General features: G+C 70.0%; 19 protein-coding genes and 1 pseudogene. 4 read left to right on the top strand and 16 right to left on the bottom strand.

Annotation, left to right across the window (positions count from 1 at the left end):
* Positions 1 to 59: 59 nt before the first annotated feature.
* Genes aztD through aztB form a run of 4 tightly spaced genes read right to left on the bottom strand, consistent with a single transcriptional unit; the run spans position 60 to position 4383 of the window.
* Positions 60 to 1298 (bottom strand): zinc metallochaperone AztD, encoded by a 1239-nt coding sequence (gene aztD / locus QFZ29_RS02810; protein ID WP_306892733.1) that lies wholly within the window; start codon positions 1296 to 1298, stop codon positions 60 to 62.
* Positions 1299 to 1324: 26 nt separating this feature from the next.
* Positions 1325 to 2251 carry a zinc ABC transporter substrate-binding protein AztC gene (gene aztC, locus QFZ29_RS02805; protein ID WP_306892732.1) on the bottom strand — a complete coding sequence of 309 codons (927 nt, stop codon included), beginning with the start codon at positions 2249 to 2251 and terminating at the stop codon, positions 1325 to 1327.
* Positions 2248 to 3489 (bottom strand): ABC transporter, encoded by a 1242-nt coding sequence (locus tag QFZ29_RS02800; protein ID WP_306892731.1) that lies wholly within the window; start codon positions 3487 to 3489, stop codon positions 2248 to 2250. Before QFZ29_RS02800 ends, aztC begins: the two co-directional genes overlap by 4 nt.
* Before the next feature lie 27 nt (positions 3490 to 3516).
* Entirely contained in the window at positions 3517 to 4383 is an 867-nt protein-coding gene (aztB, locus tag QFZ29_RS02795) for a zinc ABC transporter permease AztB (RefSeq protein ID WP_306892730.1), read from the bottom strand.
* Positions 4384 to 4438: 55 nt separating this feature from the next.
* Here aztB and aztA point away from each other — a divergent pair, with 55 nt between their 5' ends.
* Complete coding sequence (gene aztA / locus QFZ29_RS02790; protein ID WP_306892729.1) at positions 4439 to 5125, top strand: zinc ABC transporter ATP-binding protein AztA; 687 nt, start codon at positions 4439 to 4441, stop codon at positions 5123 to 5125.
* Between the two features lies 1 nt (position 5126).
* Here aztA and QFZ29_RS02785 read toward each other — a convergent pair whose 3' ends face one another.
* Positions 5127 to 5801 (bottom strand): GyrI-like domain-containing protein, encoded by a 675-nt coding sequence (locus QFZ29_RS02785; protein WP_306892728.1) that lies wholly within the window; start codon positions 5799 to 5801, stop codon positions 5127 to 5129.
* 63 nt (positions 5802 to 5864) lie between these two features.
* Positions 5865 to 6764, bottom strand: coding sequence for a hypothetical protein (locus QFZ29_RS02780; protein ID WP_306892727.1), 900 nt, complete (start codon positions 6762 to 6764; stop codon positions 5865 to 5867).
* Positions 6765 to 6923: 159 nt separating this feature from the next.
* Between QFZ29_RS02780 and QFZ29_RS02775 the strand changes: the two genes are divergently transcribed.
* Positions 6924 to 7859 carry an NAD(P)/FAD-dependent oxidoreductase gene (locus QFZ29_RS02775; protein ID WP_306892726.1) on the top strand — a complete coding sequence of 312 codons (936 nt, stop codon included), beginning with the start codon at positions 6924 to 6926 and terminating at the stop codon, positions 7857 to 7859.
* A 50-nt stretch (positions 7860 to 7909) separates the two neighbouring features.
* Here QFZ29_RS02775 and QFZ29_RS02770 read toward each other — a convergent pair whose 3' ends face one another.
* The 3 genes from QFZ29_RS02770 to QFZ29_RS02760 all read right to left on the bottom strand — a co-directional run bounded on the left by QFZ29_RS02770 (position 7910) and on the right by QFZ29_RS02760 (position 9816).
* Positions 7910 to 8596, bottom strand: coding sequence for an NUDIX hydrolase (locus QFZ29_RS02770; RefSeq protein WP_306892725.1), 687 nt, complete (start codon positions 8594 to 8596; stop codon positions 7910 to 7912).
* A gap of 45 nt (positions 8597 to 8641) precedes the next feature.
* Complete coding sequence (locus QFZ29_RS02765; protein ID WP_306892724.1) at positions 8642 to 9115, bottom strand: GNAT family N-acetyltransferase; 474 nt, start codon at positions 9113 to 9115, stop codon at positions 8642 to 8644.
* Between the two features lie 74 nt (positions 9116 to 9189).
* The gene (locus QFZ29_RS02760; RefSeq protein ID WP_306892723.1) at positions 9190 to 9816 is read right to left on the bottom strand and encodes a glyoxalase; all 627 of its coding nucleotides are present in this window, start codon (positions 9814 to 9816) and stop codon (positions 9190 to 9192) included.
* Positions 9817 to 9921: 105 nt separating this feature from the next.
* Here QFZ29_RS02760 and QFZ29_RS02755 point away from each other — a divergent pair, with 105 nt between their 5' ends.
* Positions 9922 to 10137, top strand: coding sequence for a hypothetical protein (locus tag QFZ29_RS02755; protein WP_306892722.1), 216 nt, complete (start codon positions 9922 to 9924; stop codon positions 10135 to 10137).
* 9 nt (positions 10138 to 10146) lie between these two features.
* Here the strand turns inward: QFZ29_RS02755 and QFZ29_RS02750 are convergent, their stop codons facing one another.
* From QFZ29_RS02750 to vapB, 6 genes and pseudogenes are all read right to left on the bottom strand, one after another.
* Positions 10147 to 10749 (bottom strand): glyoxalase, encoded by a 603-nt coding sequence (locus QFZ29_RS02750; protein ID WP_306892721.1) that lies wholly within the window; start codon positions 10747 to 10749, stop codon positions 10147 to 10149.
* Positions 10750 to 10781: 32 nt separating this feature from the next.
* Positions 10782 to 11660: a DNA-formamidopyrimidine glycosylase family protein gene (locus QFZ29_RS02745; RefSeq protein ID WP_306892720.1), complete on the bottom strand. Its 879-nt coding sequence runs from the start codon at positions 11658 to 11660 to the stop codon at positions 10782 to 10784.
* A gap of 55 nt (positions 11661 to 11715) precedes the next feature.
* Entirely contained in the window at positions 11716 to 12015 is a 300-nt protein-coding gene (locus QFZ29_RS02740; protein WP_306892719.1) for an alpha/beta fold hydrolase, read from the bottom strand.
* Positions 12016 to 12061: 46 nt separating this feature from the next.
* Positions 12062 to 12571 (bottom strand): annotated as a pseudogene (locus QFZ29_RS20360) (alpha/beta fold hydrolase); the annotation flags it as partial.
* Between the two features lie 100 nt (positions 12572 to 12671).
* On the bottom strand, positions 12672 to 13088 hold the full coding sequence (gene vapC / locus QFZ29_RS02735) for a type II toxin-antitoxin system tRNA(fMet)-specific endonuclease VapC (RefSeq protein ID WP_306892718.1): 417 nt from the start codon (positions 13086 to 13088) through the stop codon (positions 12672 to 12674).
* Positions 13085 to 13315 (bottom strand): type II toxin-antitoxin system VapB family antitoxin, encoded by a 231-nt coding sequence (vapB, locus tag QFZ29_RS02730; RefSeq protein ID WP_306892717.1) that lies wholly within the window; start codon positions 13313 to 13315, stop codon positions 13085 to 13087. The genes vapC and vapB overlap by 4 nt, the downstream gene beginning before the upstream one ends.
* Positions 13316 to 13476: 161 nt before the next feature.
* Between vapB and QFZ29_RS02725 the strand changes: the two genes are divergently transcribed.
* Positions 13477 to 14130, top strand: a complete 654-nt coding sequence (locus tag QFZ29_RS02725; RefSeq protein ID WP_306892716.1) for a class I SAM-dependent methyltransferase — start codon at positions 13477 to 13479, stop codon at positions 14128 to 14130.
* Between the two features lie 12 nt (positions 14131 to 14142).
* On the opposite strand, the gene fosX is transcribed toward QFZ29_RS02725, so the two are convergent.
* Positions 14143 to 14586, bottom strand: a complete 444-nt coding sequence (fosX, locus tag QFZ29_RS02720; RefSeq protein ID WP_306892715.1) for a FosX/FosE/FosI family fosfomycin resistance hydrolase — start codon at positions 14584 to 14586, stop codon at positions 14143 to 14145.
* Positions 14587 to 14636 lie beyond the last annotated feature (50 nt).

The following is a 14636-nucleotide window of genomic DNA, read 5'->3' as shown; positions in this document are numbered from 1 at the left end:
CCGGCCCTCGTTCGAGGACCGGGCGCTGCTTCGCGGCGCGTCGTTCGGCGCCGCCACGACTACTCGGCCGGCGCGCCGGTGGCGACGGCGATCTCATTCGGCGTGTGCTCGAGCTCGGCCGTGGTGATGATCTCGCCCGTCGTCAGATCGAGCACGTGGATCGCGTTCGCCGCCGGCTCGGTGACGTACGCGACGTCGCCGTCGACGACGATCGCGGGGTGCGGCTGCTGCCACTCCGCGGGGCTCTCCCACGGCGCGACGACATCCCACGAGTCGGTGATCTCGCCGGTCTCGGGATCGAGCACGTGCACGGCGCCGTCGGCCGAGAGGATGAGCGCCTCGTCGTTCGGACCGCGGGCGATGCCGCGCCACGTGTACTCGACGCCCTCGGGCAGTCGCACGACGTCGAGCGTGCGGGCCTCGGAGTCGACGAGCGCCACGGCGTGGAGCAGGTAGCCCTCGGCGTCGGGGTCGTCCTTGTAGTCCGCGACCATGATCGGGCTCGTCTCCGACACGTAGGCGTTGCCGATGCGGCCGAACTCGTCGGGCGAGTCGAGCTTCACGATCTCGCCGTCGTCGTAGACGAGCACGCCGTCCTCGCAACCGAAGACGACGACCTCGCCCTTCAGGGTGCCTTCGCCGTGCACGCCGGGGCACTCGGCACTCGACGCGACCTCATGGCCGTCTTCGTCGAGCACGCTGATGCCGGTGCGGCCGTCAGCATTGCCGACGGTCGTGAGCAGCGTGCCGTCCTCGAGCACGATCGAGACCCCGTGGTGCGCCTCGGTGCCGGGCACGATCTCGGCCTCGGGCAGCGCGCCGCCGACCTCGAGCAGCTCGGCAGTGTCGAAGATCGTGGTGTCACTCGTCGCGTCGTCGTAGAGTACGGTGCGTCCGCCATGCCGCACGACGTGACCGGCGGCGCCCGCCTCGAGGAGGAGGTCGGTGAGCTCGGGCTCGGCGGTGTGCGCCTCGCCCGAGGCATCCGACCACGTGCCCGCGTCGAGCAGCTGGAAGCCCTGCGACGTCGTGAGGAAGAGATGGCGACCATCGCCGGCCGCGCTGAGGCGAGTGAACTCCTCAGAGTCGAACTCGCCGACGACCTCGAGCGTCGTGCCGTCGAGCACGTACACGCCGCCCTCGTAGGCGACAGCGACGCGCGAGGCGGCCTCGGTCGATGCGGTGGAGTCGTCGGCGGATGCCGCTTCGCCTCCGGATGCCGCTGTGGCGCAGCCGGTGAGCGCGAGCGCCGCCACGGCGAGCGACGCGACGAGCGCGCCGCGATGTGCGACCTTCATGGGTTCCCTTTCCAGGGTCGTGGGCCTCACGTGGAGAGCCCGGTGGCGATGCGCGCGGTGTTGACGCGCATCATGTCGAGGTACGTCTCGGCGTCGCCGCCCGAAGGCGTGAGCGACTCGGTGACGAGCTCGACGACGTCGATGTCGCGGTCGGCCTCCTCGGCGAGCACCTGCACGAGGCGATCGGGCTGAGAGGACTCGGCGAAGATGGCCGGCACGGCCGCCTCGTCGATCGCGGCGACGAGCTCGCGCAAGTCGCTCGCGCTCGGCGCGGCGAGGGTCGTGCCGCTCGGGATGACCGCGCCGATGACGCGGAACCCGAACCGGTCGGCGAGGTAGCCGAACACGTGGTGGTTGGTGACGAGCGCCCGGCGCGCTTCGGGGATGGCGGCGAACGTCGCCGACATCTCGCGGTCGAGCTCGCCGAGTTCGGCGAGGTAGGCCTCGGTGTTCGCCGTGATGCGGTCGACGTCGACGGTCGCGGAATCGGCGAGCTCGAGCGGGAGTTCGTCGCGGAGCGCCGTCACGACATCGACCATGCGGGCCGGGTCGGTCCAGAAGTGCGAGTCGGGCGTGCCCGCGGCGTCGCCCTCGGCGTACGCGAGCACCTCGAGGTGGTCGCCGGCGAGGAACACCGGCACGCCGTCGGCCTCGGCCGACTCGACGTGACCGGCGAGTCCCTCCTCGAGGCCGAGTCCGTTGGCGACGATGAGCTCCGCGTCGCGGAGTCGTGCGGCGGTCTGCGCGGAGATCTCGAACGAGTGCGGGTCGGCGCCGGGCGGCATGAGCACGAGGACCTCGGCCTCGTCGCCGACGAGCTCGCCGACGACATCGCCGAGGATGTTCGTCGTGACGACGACGAGCGGGCGGTCGGCCGCGGCCGAGGGTGCACACCCCGTGAGAAGCCCCGTGGTCGCGAGGAGAGCGGCGAACGCCGTCGCTGCCCGCCTCATCGGCCCGTCTCCACGGTGAAGCGCGGCTCGGCCGCCGTGTCGAAGGTGCGGGCGATGCGCGCGGCGTCCGCGAAGTCGATCTCGAACAGCTGCCGCTCGGCGGGGCCGTTGAGGTAGGCACGGTGCTGGTCGGCGATCAGTTCGATGCCCGTGACGAGCTCAGGGTCAGCAGCCGAGGCGGCGACGATCGGCTCGGTCGCGGCGAGCAGCTCTCCCGTGGCACCCGAGAGCACGAGCATGCGCCCGTCGGCGGCGAGGGCGAGCACGTGCTCGTCGGTGTCGTCGACGGCGCTGGCCTGGACGATGGGCGTGCCGGCGTCGATGAGTGCCCAACTGCGCTTGCGCGTGTCGAGCAGCCAGATTCCGGATGCCCCGGCAACGGCGGCGACCGTCGGCCGGCCCTCCCTGGCCCGGAACTCCGTCGCAGGCGGCGCGCCGGCGCCGGCGGGATACGGGATGCGCTCGATCTCGGCCACCCCGGAGTCGCCGATCGTCGCGAGGAGTGCGCCGTCGCGGCATCCGACGACCACTCCGACGACGGTCGCGATCGTGCCCGCGGCATTCGCGCACTCGACCGCCTCGGCCAGCCCACCCTCGCCGTCGACGACCCGCACGCTCGCGGGCGAGCCGTCGGCGCCGGGCTCGGTCACGAGCGCGCTGCTGCCCACGGGCACGATGAACCCGTCGTGCGGCTCGACCGAGACGCGCACGCGCTCGTCGAGACTGGCGTCAGCGAGCGTCGCGGCGTCGAGCACGACGGCCTCACCCGTCTCGGCGAAGAAGAGCCCCGCGCCGAAGTCGTTCGCGGCGACGGTCGCGCGGCCGCTGCCCTCGACGTCGCCGAGCACGGATGCCTCGCCACGGTAGTAGTGGAAGTGGTCGACGTGGCTCCACGTCCACACGCCGCTGTCGACGACGGTGACAGCTCCCGCGTCGGGGCGCACGAGGTAGGCGTACCGGCCCTCGGTCGCGACGTCGGCGACGCCGTCGACCGTGCCGAGCTCGTCGACGGACTCGTCGAGCAGGTCGAGGTGCGACAGGGCGCCGGTCTCGTCGAGGGTGAGCAGGTGCAGTTGCGGCTCGGGCAGCTCCTGGGCTCCGGCGATGGAGCCGTGGCCGTCGCCGAGTGCGGAGTCGTCGCCGGCGGCATCCGACGAGTCGTCGGCACCGGCACACGCGGTGAGCGTGAACGCCAGGGCGATGGCCGTGATCGACGGCAGGGTGGTGCGAGAGAACACGGGATCCTTTCCGGTGGTGCTGGGAGGTCAAGCAGAGGCGGCGGCGGTCGCGCGGCTTGCGGTCGCGCCGGTCGCCCGCACGGCATCGACGACGGCGCGGATCCCCGCAGAGACGGCCGCCGAGGCGACGGCGGTGAGGGCGACGGTTGCGCCGGCCGCGGTGCCCGCGTACCAGGAGATCAGGAGGCCGATCCAGACACTCACCGCACCGATGGCCGCGCCGAGGGCCATGGTGGTGGGGATGCGATGGGTCCAGCGTCCGGCGGCGACGGCCGGCCCGAGCAGCATGCCGACGACGAGGAGCGATCCGACGGCCTGGTACGCCGAGATCACGGCGAGCGCCACGAGCCCGACGAGCAACGAGTGAGCGAGGCGCGGTCGAAGGCCGAGCAGCTGGGCCTGCCTGGAGTCGACGGCGAGGGCCACGAACGCGCGATGCCACGCGAGCGCCGCGAGCGCGGTGACGATCGTGGCGACGGCGAGTGCGGCGAGCTGTTCGGGTCGTACAGCGAGGATGTCGCCGAAGAGGATCGCCGTGGCATCCGTCGCGAAGGTACGCGACCCCGAGATGATGACGACGCCGAGTGCGAGGCTCGCGACGAAGAGCAGGCCGATGCTCGTGTCGGCGGAGAGCCGCCAGCGGCGCTGCACGACGCTCACGCCGACCGACATGAGCGCGGCGCTCACGGCGGCGCCGACGAGCGTGGGCGCTCCGATGAGCGACGCGACCGCCACGCCGGGCAGCACGCCATGCGCCATCGCCTCGCCGAGGAACGCCATGCCGCGTGCCACGACCCAGGTGCCGACGATCGCGCACATGACGGCGACGAGGACGCCGCCGGCGAGCGCGCGCAGCATGAATGCCGTGGCGAACGGGTCGAGGAGCAGGGTCACGAGGAGTCACCGTAGCATTAATTGAGAACGATTATCATTCGCTATAGTGACGTCCGTGCCTGTTGCGCCCATTGCCTCCTCCCGTTCAGATCACCCCGCCCATGCCCCCGCATCGCCTGCCGTCCGGGCCATCGGCGTGCACGTCGATCTCGGCGGCCGACCAGTGCTGCGCGGTGTCGACCTCGACGCGCTCCCGGGCGAGGTGACCGCGATCGTCGGTCCGAACGGTGCCGGCAAGTCGACCCTGCTCTCGGTGCTCGCCGGCCTCGTGCAACCGCACGCGGGCACCGTCGAGCATGCGGATGCCGCATCGATCGCGTTCGTCCCACAGCGCACGGCGCTCCCCGACCGCCTGCCGATCACGGTCGGCGAGCTCGTGGCGATGGGCCGCTGGCAGCACGCCGGGTTCTGGCGCCCACTCTCCCGGGCCGACCGCGCGATCGTCGCCGACGCGCTCGACACGGTCGGCATGGCTGCACTGCGCCGCCGACCCGTCGCCGAATTGTCGGGGGGCCAGCGCCAGCGAGCCCTCATCGCGCAGGGCCTCGCCCAGCACGCGCGACTCCTGCTGCTCGACGAGCCGATGGCGGCGCTCGACGCATCCGCCCGCGACGCCGTCGCCGACGCGATCTCGTGCGCGACCGCTGCGGGCAGCGCGGTCGTCGCCGTCACCCACGACCTCGACGCACTGCCCACGGCGGCGTCGATCGTGCGCCTCGCGCCGCCGGAAGGCGATCACTGACCTACGATTCGGGGGCGTCGACCTCTACCGGACGCACCGGCTGCCGCAGGATCGTGCGGAGTTTCTCGGGTGCGGTGCGGCGCGCGTCGCTGAGGTAGATCTCGTGATGATCGCCGTTGAACGTGAGGCCGTGCGCGGGCATCCACTCGTGGTGGAGGCGCTCGAGCGTCGCCGTCTCAGCGTCGTACGACCCGAGGTGCAGGATCTGCACCGCCGCGCCCTCGTGTATCCGCTGCAGCCGGAGCCGATCGAGAGCCGGCCGAGGAGCCTTCGTGTCGGCTGCGATCGCCTCGCCGACGAGCTCCTCGGTGATCCAGTCGGGCTGGAACATGAGCATGGTCCAGCTCCACGCACTCTTGTCGCGGGTGATGAAGACCTCGGGATCATCGGCTCGCCACAGGCCCTCGAGCGGGGCGACCACGAGGTCGCGCCCGAGCTCCCGCTTGCTGCGGAACTTCAGGGCATAGGCCACGCTGAACAGGGCCGTCACGGCGTCGGCGTAGTCCTGCCCCGTGTTCGGATCGCCATGTCCGTCGATGGCGAGGTACTGCATCGGCGGCACCTCGACCACGGCGAAGTCGCCCGCCGACGGCGAGTAGAGCTCGCGGTGTGCGCGCTTCACGTCGTACTTCTCGCCCGTCACGCCGCCGGCATCCGCTCTCGGTTCATCGTCCATGGCTCGAACCTACGACGGCGAGCGGACAGAAGTCGTCCTACCGCCCCGTAACTACGGAGCCTGTCAGCACCCGCCGATCCCTGGGAACATCGTGCAGATGGGTCCGGGGTCGACGTCTCTCGGCCCCGGCTCCGACGGTGGTGGCGGGATCGGCCCCCGCCACGCCGGAGCCTCCGGATTCTGCTCGGGCTCCCGCTGAGCCGCTTCCGCGGCCTGCCGGGCGATCTCATCGGCCTGTTGCTCGGCGAGCACCGCGGCGGCATGCGACGCCTCGAGGGCAGCCGCGGCCGCGATCCACTCCTCGACGCCGGCCGTCTCCGCCGCGACCACCGCATCACGCGCGACGGTGAGGGCCACGACCGCTTCCGCGGCGGCCTTCGGGTTCGCCGCGATCAGCTCGTCGGTACGGCGCGTGACCTCGTCGACGATCGACGCCACGGCCGAACGCGCGAACGCGCACTCCTGCTCGGTGCGCCGCGCCTTCGACGCCAGCGCCGCGACCTCGGCCTCGGCATCCATCTGGGCGCGGCGGAGCTTGACCAGCGCTGCATCGCGCTCGTCGACGTTCGCGTCACCGGGCACCTGCTTCGGCTGCGCCGGGTCGTACGCCGGCACCAACGCAGCAACCGCTGCCCGATGCACGACGGCCGACGCCTCGTGGAGCGATGCGGCCGTGAAGCGACCGCCGCCGTCGACGACGGGAGCCAGTTGCGCTGAGGCCTCTGCAACGCACACCGCTGCCGTGAAGTGCGCCCCCACGACGCCCCGCCCGGTTTCCAAGGTGGACGCGATCGACGCAGCGACGCGATCGAGGTCGGCGTGGCGACTGGCGCGCGCTTGGGCGTCGATGACCGCCGCGTGTCCGGCGGTCGCGACACCGAGCAGCAGAGCGGATGCTGCGATCGCGGCGATCGGCACCCACCGGTGCCGTCGGATGCGATCGAACGCCTGGGCCAAAGTCACATCGCGAAGTCTACGTCTCGGCAGACTGCGGACTGAGACGGCGGCCGGCGCCTACACCGTGCTGGGATTCGGCATCCCGCACGGCTGCGTGCGCCACCGATATCCCTGGCTGACAACGACGCCATTGCGGTCGTCCCGGCCTCAGGTCAAGGTGAGCACATGGAGATCGAACAATGGGACGCGATCATCGTCGGCGGCGGGAGCGCGGGGCTCAGTGCCGCACTGGCACTCGTGCGCGCGCGACGCCGAGTGCTCGTGCTCGACGCCGGCGCCCCGCGCAACGGTGTCGCTGCACACATGCACGGTGTGCTCGGCCGCGACGGCTGGTCGCCGTTGACGCTCCTCGAGACGGGGCGCGGCGAGGTCCGCTCCTACGGCGGAGAGGTCCGCTCCGCTGAGGTGACCGGTGCCGTCAAGAGCGACGAGGGCTTCGTCGTCAGCCTCTCCGATGGCGGGCGCCATCGCGGTCGGCGGATGCTCGTGGCCACCGGACTCCGCGACGAGATGCCCGACATCCCCGGGCTCGCCCAACACTGGGGCACCAGTGCGGTCGTCTGTCCGTACTGCGACGGCTGGGAGGTGCGCGACCAACGGATCGCGGTCCTCCTGACCGAACCGATGAGCGCGCAACAGGCGCAGCTGCTGCGCCAATGGTCACCCCGGGTCACGTTCATCACCGATGGCCAGGATGTTCCCGACGAAATCCGGCGTGAACTCGTCGCACGCGGCATCGTCGTCGAGGATCGCGCGGTCGCTGGTGTGGTGACCGACGACACCGGTGGGCTCCAGGCGATCCGATTCACGGACGGCACGCTGATCGATATCAACTCGATCTTCTTCCGCTCGGGCGTTCGTCCGAACGATGACCTGCTCGTCAGGCTCGGTGCGGTGCGGGACGAAGGACCGGATGGAGCCTGGGTGCGCGTCGATGCGACGGGTCTGACCAGTGTTCCCGGGCTCTGGGCGGTCGGGAACGTCGTGAGCTCGTCGGCGAACGTGCCGGTGTCGATGGCGAGCGGCAGCGTCGCGGGCGCCACCATCAACGGCGATCTGATCAAGGAGGAGATTCGCGCAGCCCTCGCGCAGGCCGGCTGACGAGTCGCCGCAACCGCGTTCGGCGGCGGCGACCTCACTCGGCCAGTGCGTCACCTGCTCAGGTCGTCGGGCTCGACGATGCGATCGGGGTCCCACGGCTCCGACCAGCCGAGCTCGTCGAACATGCGATCGAGCACCAGGGCGGTGATGCCCCAGACAACCCGGCCGTCGACGGTGAAGGCCGGCGAGCGGTAGGTCGTCGTGCCGAAGGTGAGCTCCGTGTTGGCCCGATTCGCCGGGCGGAGCAGGTCGGCGACGGGCACCCGGAACACGTCGACGGACTCGTCGTGGTCGACGGCCGCCACTTCGGAGGGCCGAGTCCACCACGCCGGCACGGGCGTGACGAGGTGATTGCTCACAGGAACCGCAAGCGCGGGCAACGTGCCGAGCGGCTCGACACCGTCTGGGTCGACGCCGGTCTCTTCGCCGGCCTCGCGTATCGCGGCCGAGATCGGTCCGTCATCGGATGCCTCGAGCCGGCCACCGGGGAACGCGATCTGTCCGGCGTGGCTGCCGAGGGTCGCCGCGCGGCGGAGCAACAGCACATCGAGATCCCGCGCCACCGCACGGCTGGTTCGGGCCGGCACGGAATCGAGCACGCCGAACAGCACGAGCACCGCGGCCGGGCGGGCGCTCGAGGCATCCGTCTGCCCTCGTGACAGGCCGGGGTACCACTCGAGGCCGCGCTCGCAGAGGGCGGCGAGTTCGGCGCGAGCATCACTGATCGTGGCGGCCATGGCTCCACCCTACGGACACTCGGCCGCGCGAGCCGAGCTCCCGACTTACGGCTCGAGCTCGAGCGTCATGAAGACGCTATTCGGGTCGAGCTCGTAGCCGGCGAATGGACCGCACTCGCGGAACCCGTACTTCGCGTAGAGGGTTCGGGCGGGGCGGAAGAACTCCTGCGATCCCGTCTCGAGGTTGAGCCGCCGGTACCCGCGGCGAGCTGCCTCGTCGAGCACGTGCTCGAGCAGGCGCGCGCCGAGACCACGGCCGCGTGCCGCGGCATCCGTTCGCATCGACTTCAGCTCGCCGTGGGTCGAGTCGATCTCCTTCAGGGCGACGCAGCCGAGGACGACGTCACCCTCGGTGATCGTCCAGAACGTCACCTCGGGCACCGCGAGCCCCGAGACGTCGAGCGCGTGCACGCTCTCGGCGGGCGACGTCGCGAACATGTCGGTCAGGTGGTCGGTGAGCAGGCGCACCACGCGCTCGTCGGTGAGGTCGCCGGGTCGGATGTCGGTCGTAGTCGTCACCCGACTATTCTCACCGCCTTCTCTGACGCACCCAACTCGGGTGTTCAGTCAGTGGTGGTCTCGATACGGAGGCGCTACTCGACCACCGAGCTCACCGAGGCGGGCGCCCACACGAAGCCGTCGGGGTCGGTGAACGACTCGCGGCTGCTGTTGATGAGCAGTCGGCGCGACCCACTGCCCTCGGGAGGGACGCCGGCGTCCTTGGCGAGCGCGCGGCGCTTGTAGAGCCCCAGGCTGACCGGGCTCGACGACATGGCGAAGTCGACGTAGCTGCCGAAGCTCTTCCCGACGGTGAGGCCGCGTTCGACGTAGAACCGCTTGCTCGCGCCGACGTCCTCTGCGCCCAGCAGGAGCACGACCTGGTCGACCTGCCGGGTGACGGGACCAGTGTCCTTCTTCGCCGACGTCGCGACCTTCCAGATCGCGCCGTCGGGGCCCTGCACGACGCCGCCGTAGCCCCACATGGACTTCTCGACCGGCTTGAGCGTCGTGGCACCGGCGGCGACGGCCGAGTCGATCAGGGTGCTGACCGTGGAGGGCTGCGCCACGATGAGCGACAGGGTGTATCCGCGGAAGCCCGTGGTCGGGGCATCCGAGGCACGCATGCGCAGCAGATCGCCCAACCCGAAGGCGGCGTTGTAGAAGCGTTCGGCGGCCGTCGTGTCGGCCACCTCGAGGGTGATGGAGTCGATGTTGTTCATACCGACGACGCTATTCGGGCGCTCTCGGCGGCGCTTCTCAGATACTGATCGATTGCGTCGCCCGACGGCCGGATCGATGTCGGTGGCTGTTGAGAGACTCTCAGTATGGAGGTCATCGAATTGCGGCAGACCCGTCAGCTGGCGGTCGGCGACACGCTCGTGAACGCGTTCGGCCACGCGTTCGAGGTCACGAAGGTCTCGCCCGTCGGCCGAGGCATCCGTGTGCAGTACGTCACCGCCGACGGGGTGATGGGCCGCTTCACTGCGGCGCCCGAGGCGGTCAGCCGCGTGCGCGTCGACTCGATGTCTCAGGTGGCTTGAGGCTTCACCTCACGCGGGCGCCCACACGAAGCCCTCGGGGTCGGTGAACGACTCGGTGCCGCTGTTGATGACCAGTCGGTGCGAGCCGTCGCCCTCGGGAGCGACGCCGGCGACCTTGGCCAGCGCGCGCCGCTTGTAGAGGTTCAGGCCGATCGAGCTCGACATGGCGAAGTCGACATAGCCGCCGATGCTCTTCCCGACGGTGAAGCCGCGGTCGACGTAGAACCGCTTGCTCGCGCCCACATCCTCGGCGCCGAGCAGGAGCACGATCTCGTCGATCTGCCGGGTGGCCGGGCCGGTGTCCTTCTTCGACGACGACGCGACCTGCCAGACCGTGCCGTCGGGGGACTGTACAACGCCGCCGTAGCCCCACAACGACTTCTCGGCCGGCTTCAGCGTCTCGGCACCGGCGTCGACGGCCGCGTCGATCAGACCGTTGACGTTCGAAGGCTGCGCCGTGATGAGCGCCAGGGTGAAGCCGCGGAAGCCCGTGGTCGGGGCATCCGTGGCTCGCAGACGGAGGAGATCGCCGAGCCCGAAGGCAGCGTCGTAGAAGCGTTCGGCGGCCGCAGTGTCGGCCACCTCGAGCGTGATGGAGTCGATTGCGTTCATACCGGTCACGTTAACCGGGCTGCTCGCTCTCGTCACCCCCGGAACGGAAGCTGCTCACCGTTCGTCTGGCACGTCGGGCAGTACTGGGCGGTCGTGCTCGCGAACGAGAAGTCACGGATCGTGTCGCCGCAGACCGGGCAGGTCTCCCCCGCCCTGCCGTGCACGCGCATGGCCGCGACCTTCGTCGCCTTGAGCTCATCGATCGGGATGCCTCGGCGGGCTGCGATCGCCGTCGTGATGGTGCCGACCATCGTGTCGAAGAGGCGATCCAGCTCGGCCTCGGTGAGGGCTGCGGCGTGCGCGATGGGCGAGATCTTCGCGGTATGCAGGATCTCGTCGGAGTACGCGTTGCCGATGCCGGCGAGCGACTCCTGCTCCTGCAGCACGGCCTTGATCTGCTTTCGCCGGCCGACGACGGCTTGGTCGAAGTCAGCACGCAAGAACTCAGGGTCGGCGGGGTCTGGCCCGAGCTTGGCGACGGCCGCCACCTCGGCCGGATCGTCGACCACCGACAAGCCGAGCGACACCCAGCCCCCGGCATCCGTGAACTCCAGCGCGCGTCCGTTGTCGAACTCGAGGGTGACGAGCGCAGGAGCGGGACCGGCGTCGGCGTCGGCGGCTCCGGTCACGGGCGCGTCGTAGGCGGCCGCATCGTCGCTATCGCCATCGCGCCAACGCGCCCAGCCGTGACGGCCGAGCGACACCACGAGGTGGGTCTCTCCGAAGACAATGTCGACGAGCTTGCCGTGCCGCAGCGCTCCGGTCACGCGTTCGCCGACGAGCGATGATGGCGGCCGGGCGCGCGTCTTCGCGACGCGGAACTCGAGGACGTCGACATCGGTGATCGCACGGCCCGCGAGTTGCGCACCGAGCTCGTCGACGAGTGCATCGACCTCGGGCGACTCCGGCATCTGCCCAGCTTCGCAGAACGTTCGGTCGGCGGGAAGAGGGCCGGGCTCTGACGAATCAGCTCGCGCCGAGGCTGTTGAGCAGGTCCACGATCTCGCCAGCGACTTCTTCAGGTGCTGCGAACTGCAGGTCGTGCGGACCCTCGATCACGACCTGCCGGGAGTCGGGAGAGAGTCCAAGCCACTGCGCCTGGTTCTGCGCGCCCCGCTCACCGTCCTCTGTCGCCGTGATGATGAGCACCGGGAACTCGCCGATCGGCATCGCGTAGGAATACCCCTGAACGGAAGTCGGTACCAGGTCCACGTGTTCCGGGCTGTCCTCCCAGGTGAATCCCTCGTCGGCTTGCATGGCCGCCATCTCTGCCGGATCGTCGCGATAGGCCTCGATGGTCCACGAGAGCCGCGACCCGATCCGGATGCGCGGCGGCGTACGCGATCGCGATGTTGCCCCCGAACGACTGGCCCGCGATCACATAGGGAGGTTCGAGCTCGAGGGCGCCGAGCACTCCGTCGAGCACGCTGATGAGGTCGTCGAAGGTGCGGGGGTGATCAGGAGGCTCGCTGCTCCCACCGCCGGTGCCGAGCCGATTGTACGTACAGACCGTGGTGACCTCAGCGATCTGCCCGACGAAGGCCGGCGGCCACTCCTGCGTGCCGGGTGAGTCACTGCCCGCTTCGAGGATGACAGCTGGGCTGCCGTCGCCGACGCACGAGTACGCCACCGTAATTCCGTCGGACTCCACCTCACCGATCCGGGCGGTTGCGCTCGGCGCCGCTGTCGGCGACCGCTGGGCCTCAGGCGGGCGAGACGCGTCGGCGCCGCATCCGGTCAGGATGAGCCCTGCAGCAACGATGCCTCCCAGAATCGCGAGTCGTCGACGATGCTGCACATTGATACGGATGTCGCGCCTCATGACCACACCCTCGTTCGAGAGAACGCTGCCCCTGAGACCTGAGCGTAGCTCACTTCGACCGGCACCCGCAGTCCCTCTTCGGGATGCAGACACAGATGGGTCAGCCGTTGACCGGTTCGCTCCAGTCCTCGACGAGGAGGCCGGGAACGCGGTCGAACTCACGCACGTTGTTGGTGACGACCGTGAGACCTGCGGCGCGCGCGTGTCCGGCGATCAGCACGTCATAGGCGCCGATGGGGCGGCCCACCGCTGCAAGGGCGGCCCTGATCTCACCCGCATGCTCCGCCGCGGGGGCCGAGAGCGGCTGCACCTCGACGAGCGACAAGAACTCGTCGGTCGCACGGCGATTGCGTGCCGGGTCGCTCGACCGCTCGATGCCGTACTGCAGTTCGGCGACGGTGATGACAGAGACCGCCATGCGACCGAAGTGCTCGGTCAGTCGTTCACGAAGCGTCGGCGTGCGCTCGCGGAGCGCGAAGATGAGGATGTTCGTGTCGAGCAGGAATCGCGCCGTCACAGCTCGGGACGCTCCTGCGACGGCTGCTCGCGCTCGGCGAAGAAGTCGACGCTGACGGTGGTGCCGTGCTCGAACCAGTAGTCGACCGCGCCACCGGCCGGCGTGATCACCCGCGCGTTGCCGACCGCAGTGATGTCGACCGCGCTCACGTCATCGGGCAGTGCGACATCTTTCGGCAGGCGCACTGCCTGAGTGCGGTTACTCCGAAACACCGTCGTGCGAACCATGTCGGACCCTCCACACGTCAGTATATACCGCGCGTATATCCCATTCCGAAGATCGGAGCACTTCGTCGCACTTTCACGCGCCGAATTGCCGAAACGGCAAGCGGATGCGCCATCCGTGGATCGGGTCCGTACGCTCTGGAACAGCGAAAGGAAGCCCTCTCATGAGTCGACACGAACACGAGCCCACCGAGGCTGAAGCGGCAGAGATGTTCGAGCCGCCGAGCTGGGAGGAGCGGTACTCGGGCGAGCAGAAGGTGTGGAGCGGAAATAGGAATCCGCAGCTCCTCGCCGAGGCATCGGCGCTGACCCCGGGCACGGCGCTCGACGTCGGCTGCGGTGAGGGCGGCGACGTGATCTGGCTGGCCCAGCGGGGATGGCGAGTGACCGGCGCCGACTTCTCGGCCAACGGTCTCGCCCGCGCGGCTCAGCACGCCGACGAGGTCGGGGTCGCCGATCGCATCGACTGGTGGCAGGTCGACGCGCGCACGTTCGCTGCCGACGGACGATCGTTCGATCTCGTCACGACGCACTTCCTGCATCCGCCCGACGGCGGAATGGTCGAGGTGACCCGCCGGCTATCGGAGGCCGTCGCGCCCGGCGGGCACCTCCTGGTGGTCGGGCATGCGCCGTCGGGAGTGTTCACGCACCTGACAGCGAGCCATCGCAACGCGATGTTTCTCGCCCAGGAGCTGCTGCCGGCTCTGCCTGCCGACTTCGAGGCGCTCGTAGTCGAGGAGCGGCCTCGAACGGTGGTCCGCGACGGGACGACGGTCGAGGTGGAGGACGCGACCCTCCTCGCGCGCCGGCGGCCGTGAGGTGACCTTGACTCAGGCCTGGGCGTCGCCGCCCGGAGCAATCGCCGAGTACACCGTGAGACGTTCGCGCAGGAAGCCGGCGTGCAACTCGAACAGGTGGCCGTCGTGGTCATAGAAGTACATGGAGTCGCCCTCGCCGTCGACGCGAGAACGGGGTGGCCGGATGTCGAGACCGAGTCCGGCGACCGTCTCGCGCAGTGCCGGCAGGTCTTCGCGCAACACCTGGAACGCAACGTGATTGTAGGTGCGCGGCAGCGCCGCGTCGCCCTCCATGATGGCTACCCAGGTCGCGGCGTCGCCCTCGCCGATGAGGAAGAAGCGCTCTCTCGAGAGCGAGAAGGTCTCGCTGCCGCTGTCGTAGACCCGAACGGCGCCGAGCACGGCGGTGAGCAGCTGCTCCATGCGATCGAGGTCACTCACGATGAAGGTGACGTGGCTGAGGCCTGTACTGCTCATGCCGATCACGTTACCGACGGCGAGACGAACGATTCAGACTCGGATGCCGG

The sequence above is a fragment of the Agromyces albus genome (genome assembly GCF_030815405.1).
Lineage (GTDB): Bacteria > Actinomycetota > Actinomycetes > Actinomycetales > Microbacteriaceae > Agromyces > Agromyces albus_A.
The sequence above is the reverse complement of the archived record's forward strand: the minus strand, read 5'-3'. Positions and strand labels throughout refer to the sequence as shown.

What these genes read in the sequence shown, in the direction of transcription:
- QFZ29_RS02740 (WP_306892719.1), bottom strand. Translation starts at nt 12,015, where the DNA reads ATGGCGGCCATGCAAGCCGACGAGGGATTCACCTGGGAGGACAGCCCG.
- QFZ29_RS02745 (WP_306892720.1), bottom strand. Translation starts at nt 11,660, where the DNA reads ATGCCGGAGTCGCCCGAGGTCGATGCACTCGTCGACGAGCTCGGTGCG.
- QFZ29_RS02770 (WP_306892725.1), bottom strand. Translation starts at nt 8,596, where the DNA reads ATGGCCGCCACGATCAGTGATGCTCGCGCCGAACTCGCCGCCCTCTGC.
- QFZ29_RS02775 (WP_306892726.1), top strand. Translation starts at nt 6,924, where the DNA reads ATGGAGATCGAACAATGGGACGCGATCATCGTCGGCGGCGGGAGCGCG.
- QFZ29_RS02750 (WP_306892721.1), bottom strand. Translation starts at nt 10,749, where the DNA reads ATGAACGCAATCGACTCCATCACGCTCGAGGTGGCCGACACTGCGGCC.
- aztC (WP_306892732.1), bottom strand. Translation starts at nt 2,251, where the DNA reads ATGAGGCGGGCAGCGACGGCGTTCGCCGCTCTCCTCGCGACCACGGGG.
- QFZ29_RS02725 (WP_306892716.1), top strand. Translation starts at nt 13,477, where the DNA reads ATGAGTCGACACGAACACGAGCCCACCGAGGCTGAAGCGGCAGAGATG.
- vapB (WP_306892717.1), bottom strand. Translation starts at nt 13,315, where the DNA reads ATGGTTCGCACGACGGTGTTTCGGAGTAACCGCACTCAGGCAGTGCGC.
- aztD (WP_306892733.1), bottom strand. Translation starts at nt 1,298, where the DNA reads ATGAAGGTCGCACATCGCGGCGCGCTCGTCGCGTCGCTCGCCGTGGCG.
- QFZ29_RS02785 (WP_306892728.1), bottom strand. Translation starts at nt 5,801, where the DNA reads ATGGACGATGAACCGAGAGCGGATGCCGGCGGCGTGACGGGCGAGAAG.
- QFZ29_RS02755 (WP_306892722.1), top strand. Translation starts at nt 9,922, where the DNA reads ATGGAGGTCATCGAATTGCGGCAGACCCGTCAGCTGGCGGTCGGCGAC.
- QFZ29_RS02760 (WP_306892723.1), bottom strand. Translation starts at nt 9,816, where the DNA reads ATGAACAACATCGACTCCATCACCCTCGAGGTGGCCGACACGACGGCC.
- fosX (WP_306892715.1), bottom strand. Translation starts at nt 14,586, where the DNA reads ATGAGCAGTACAGGCCTCAGCCACGTCACCTTCATCGTGAGTGACCTC.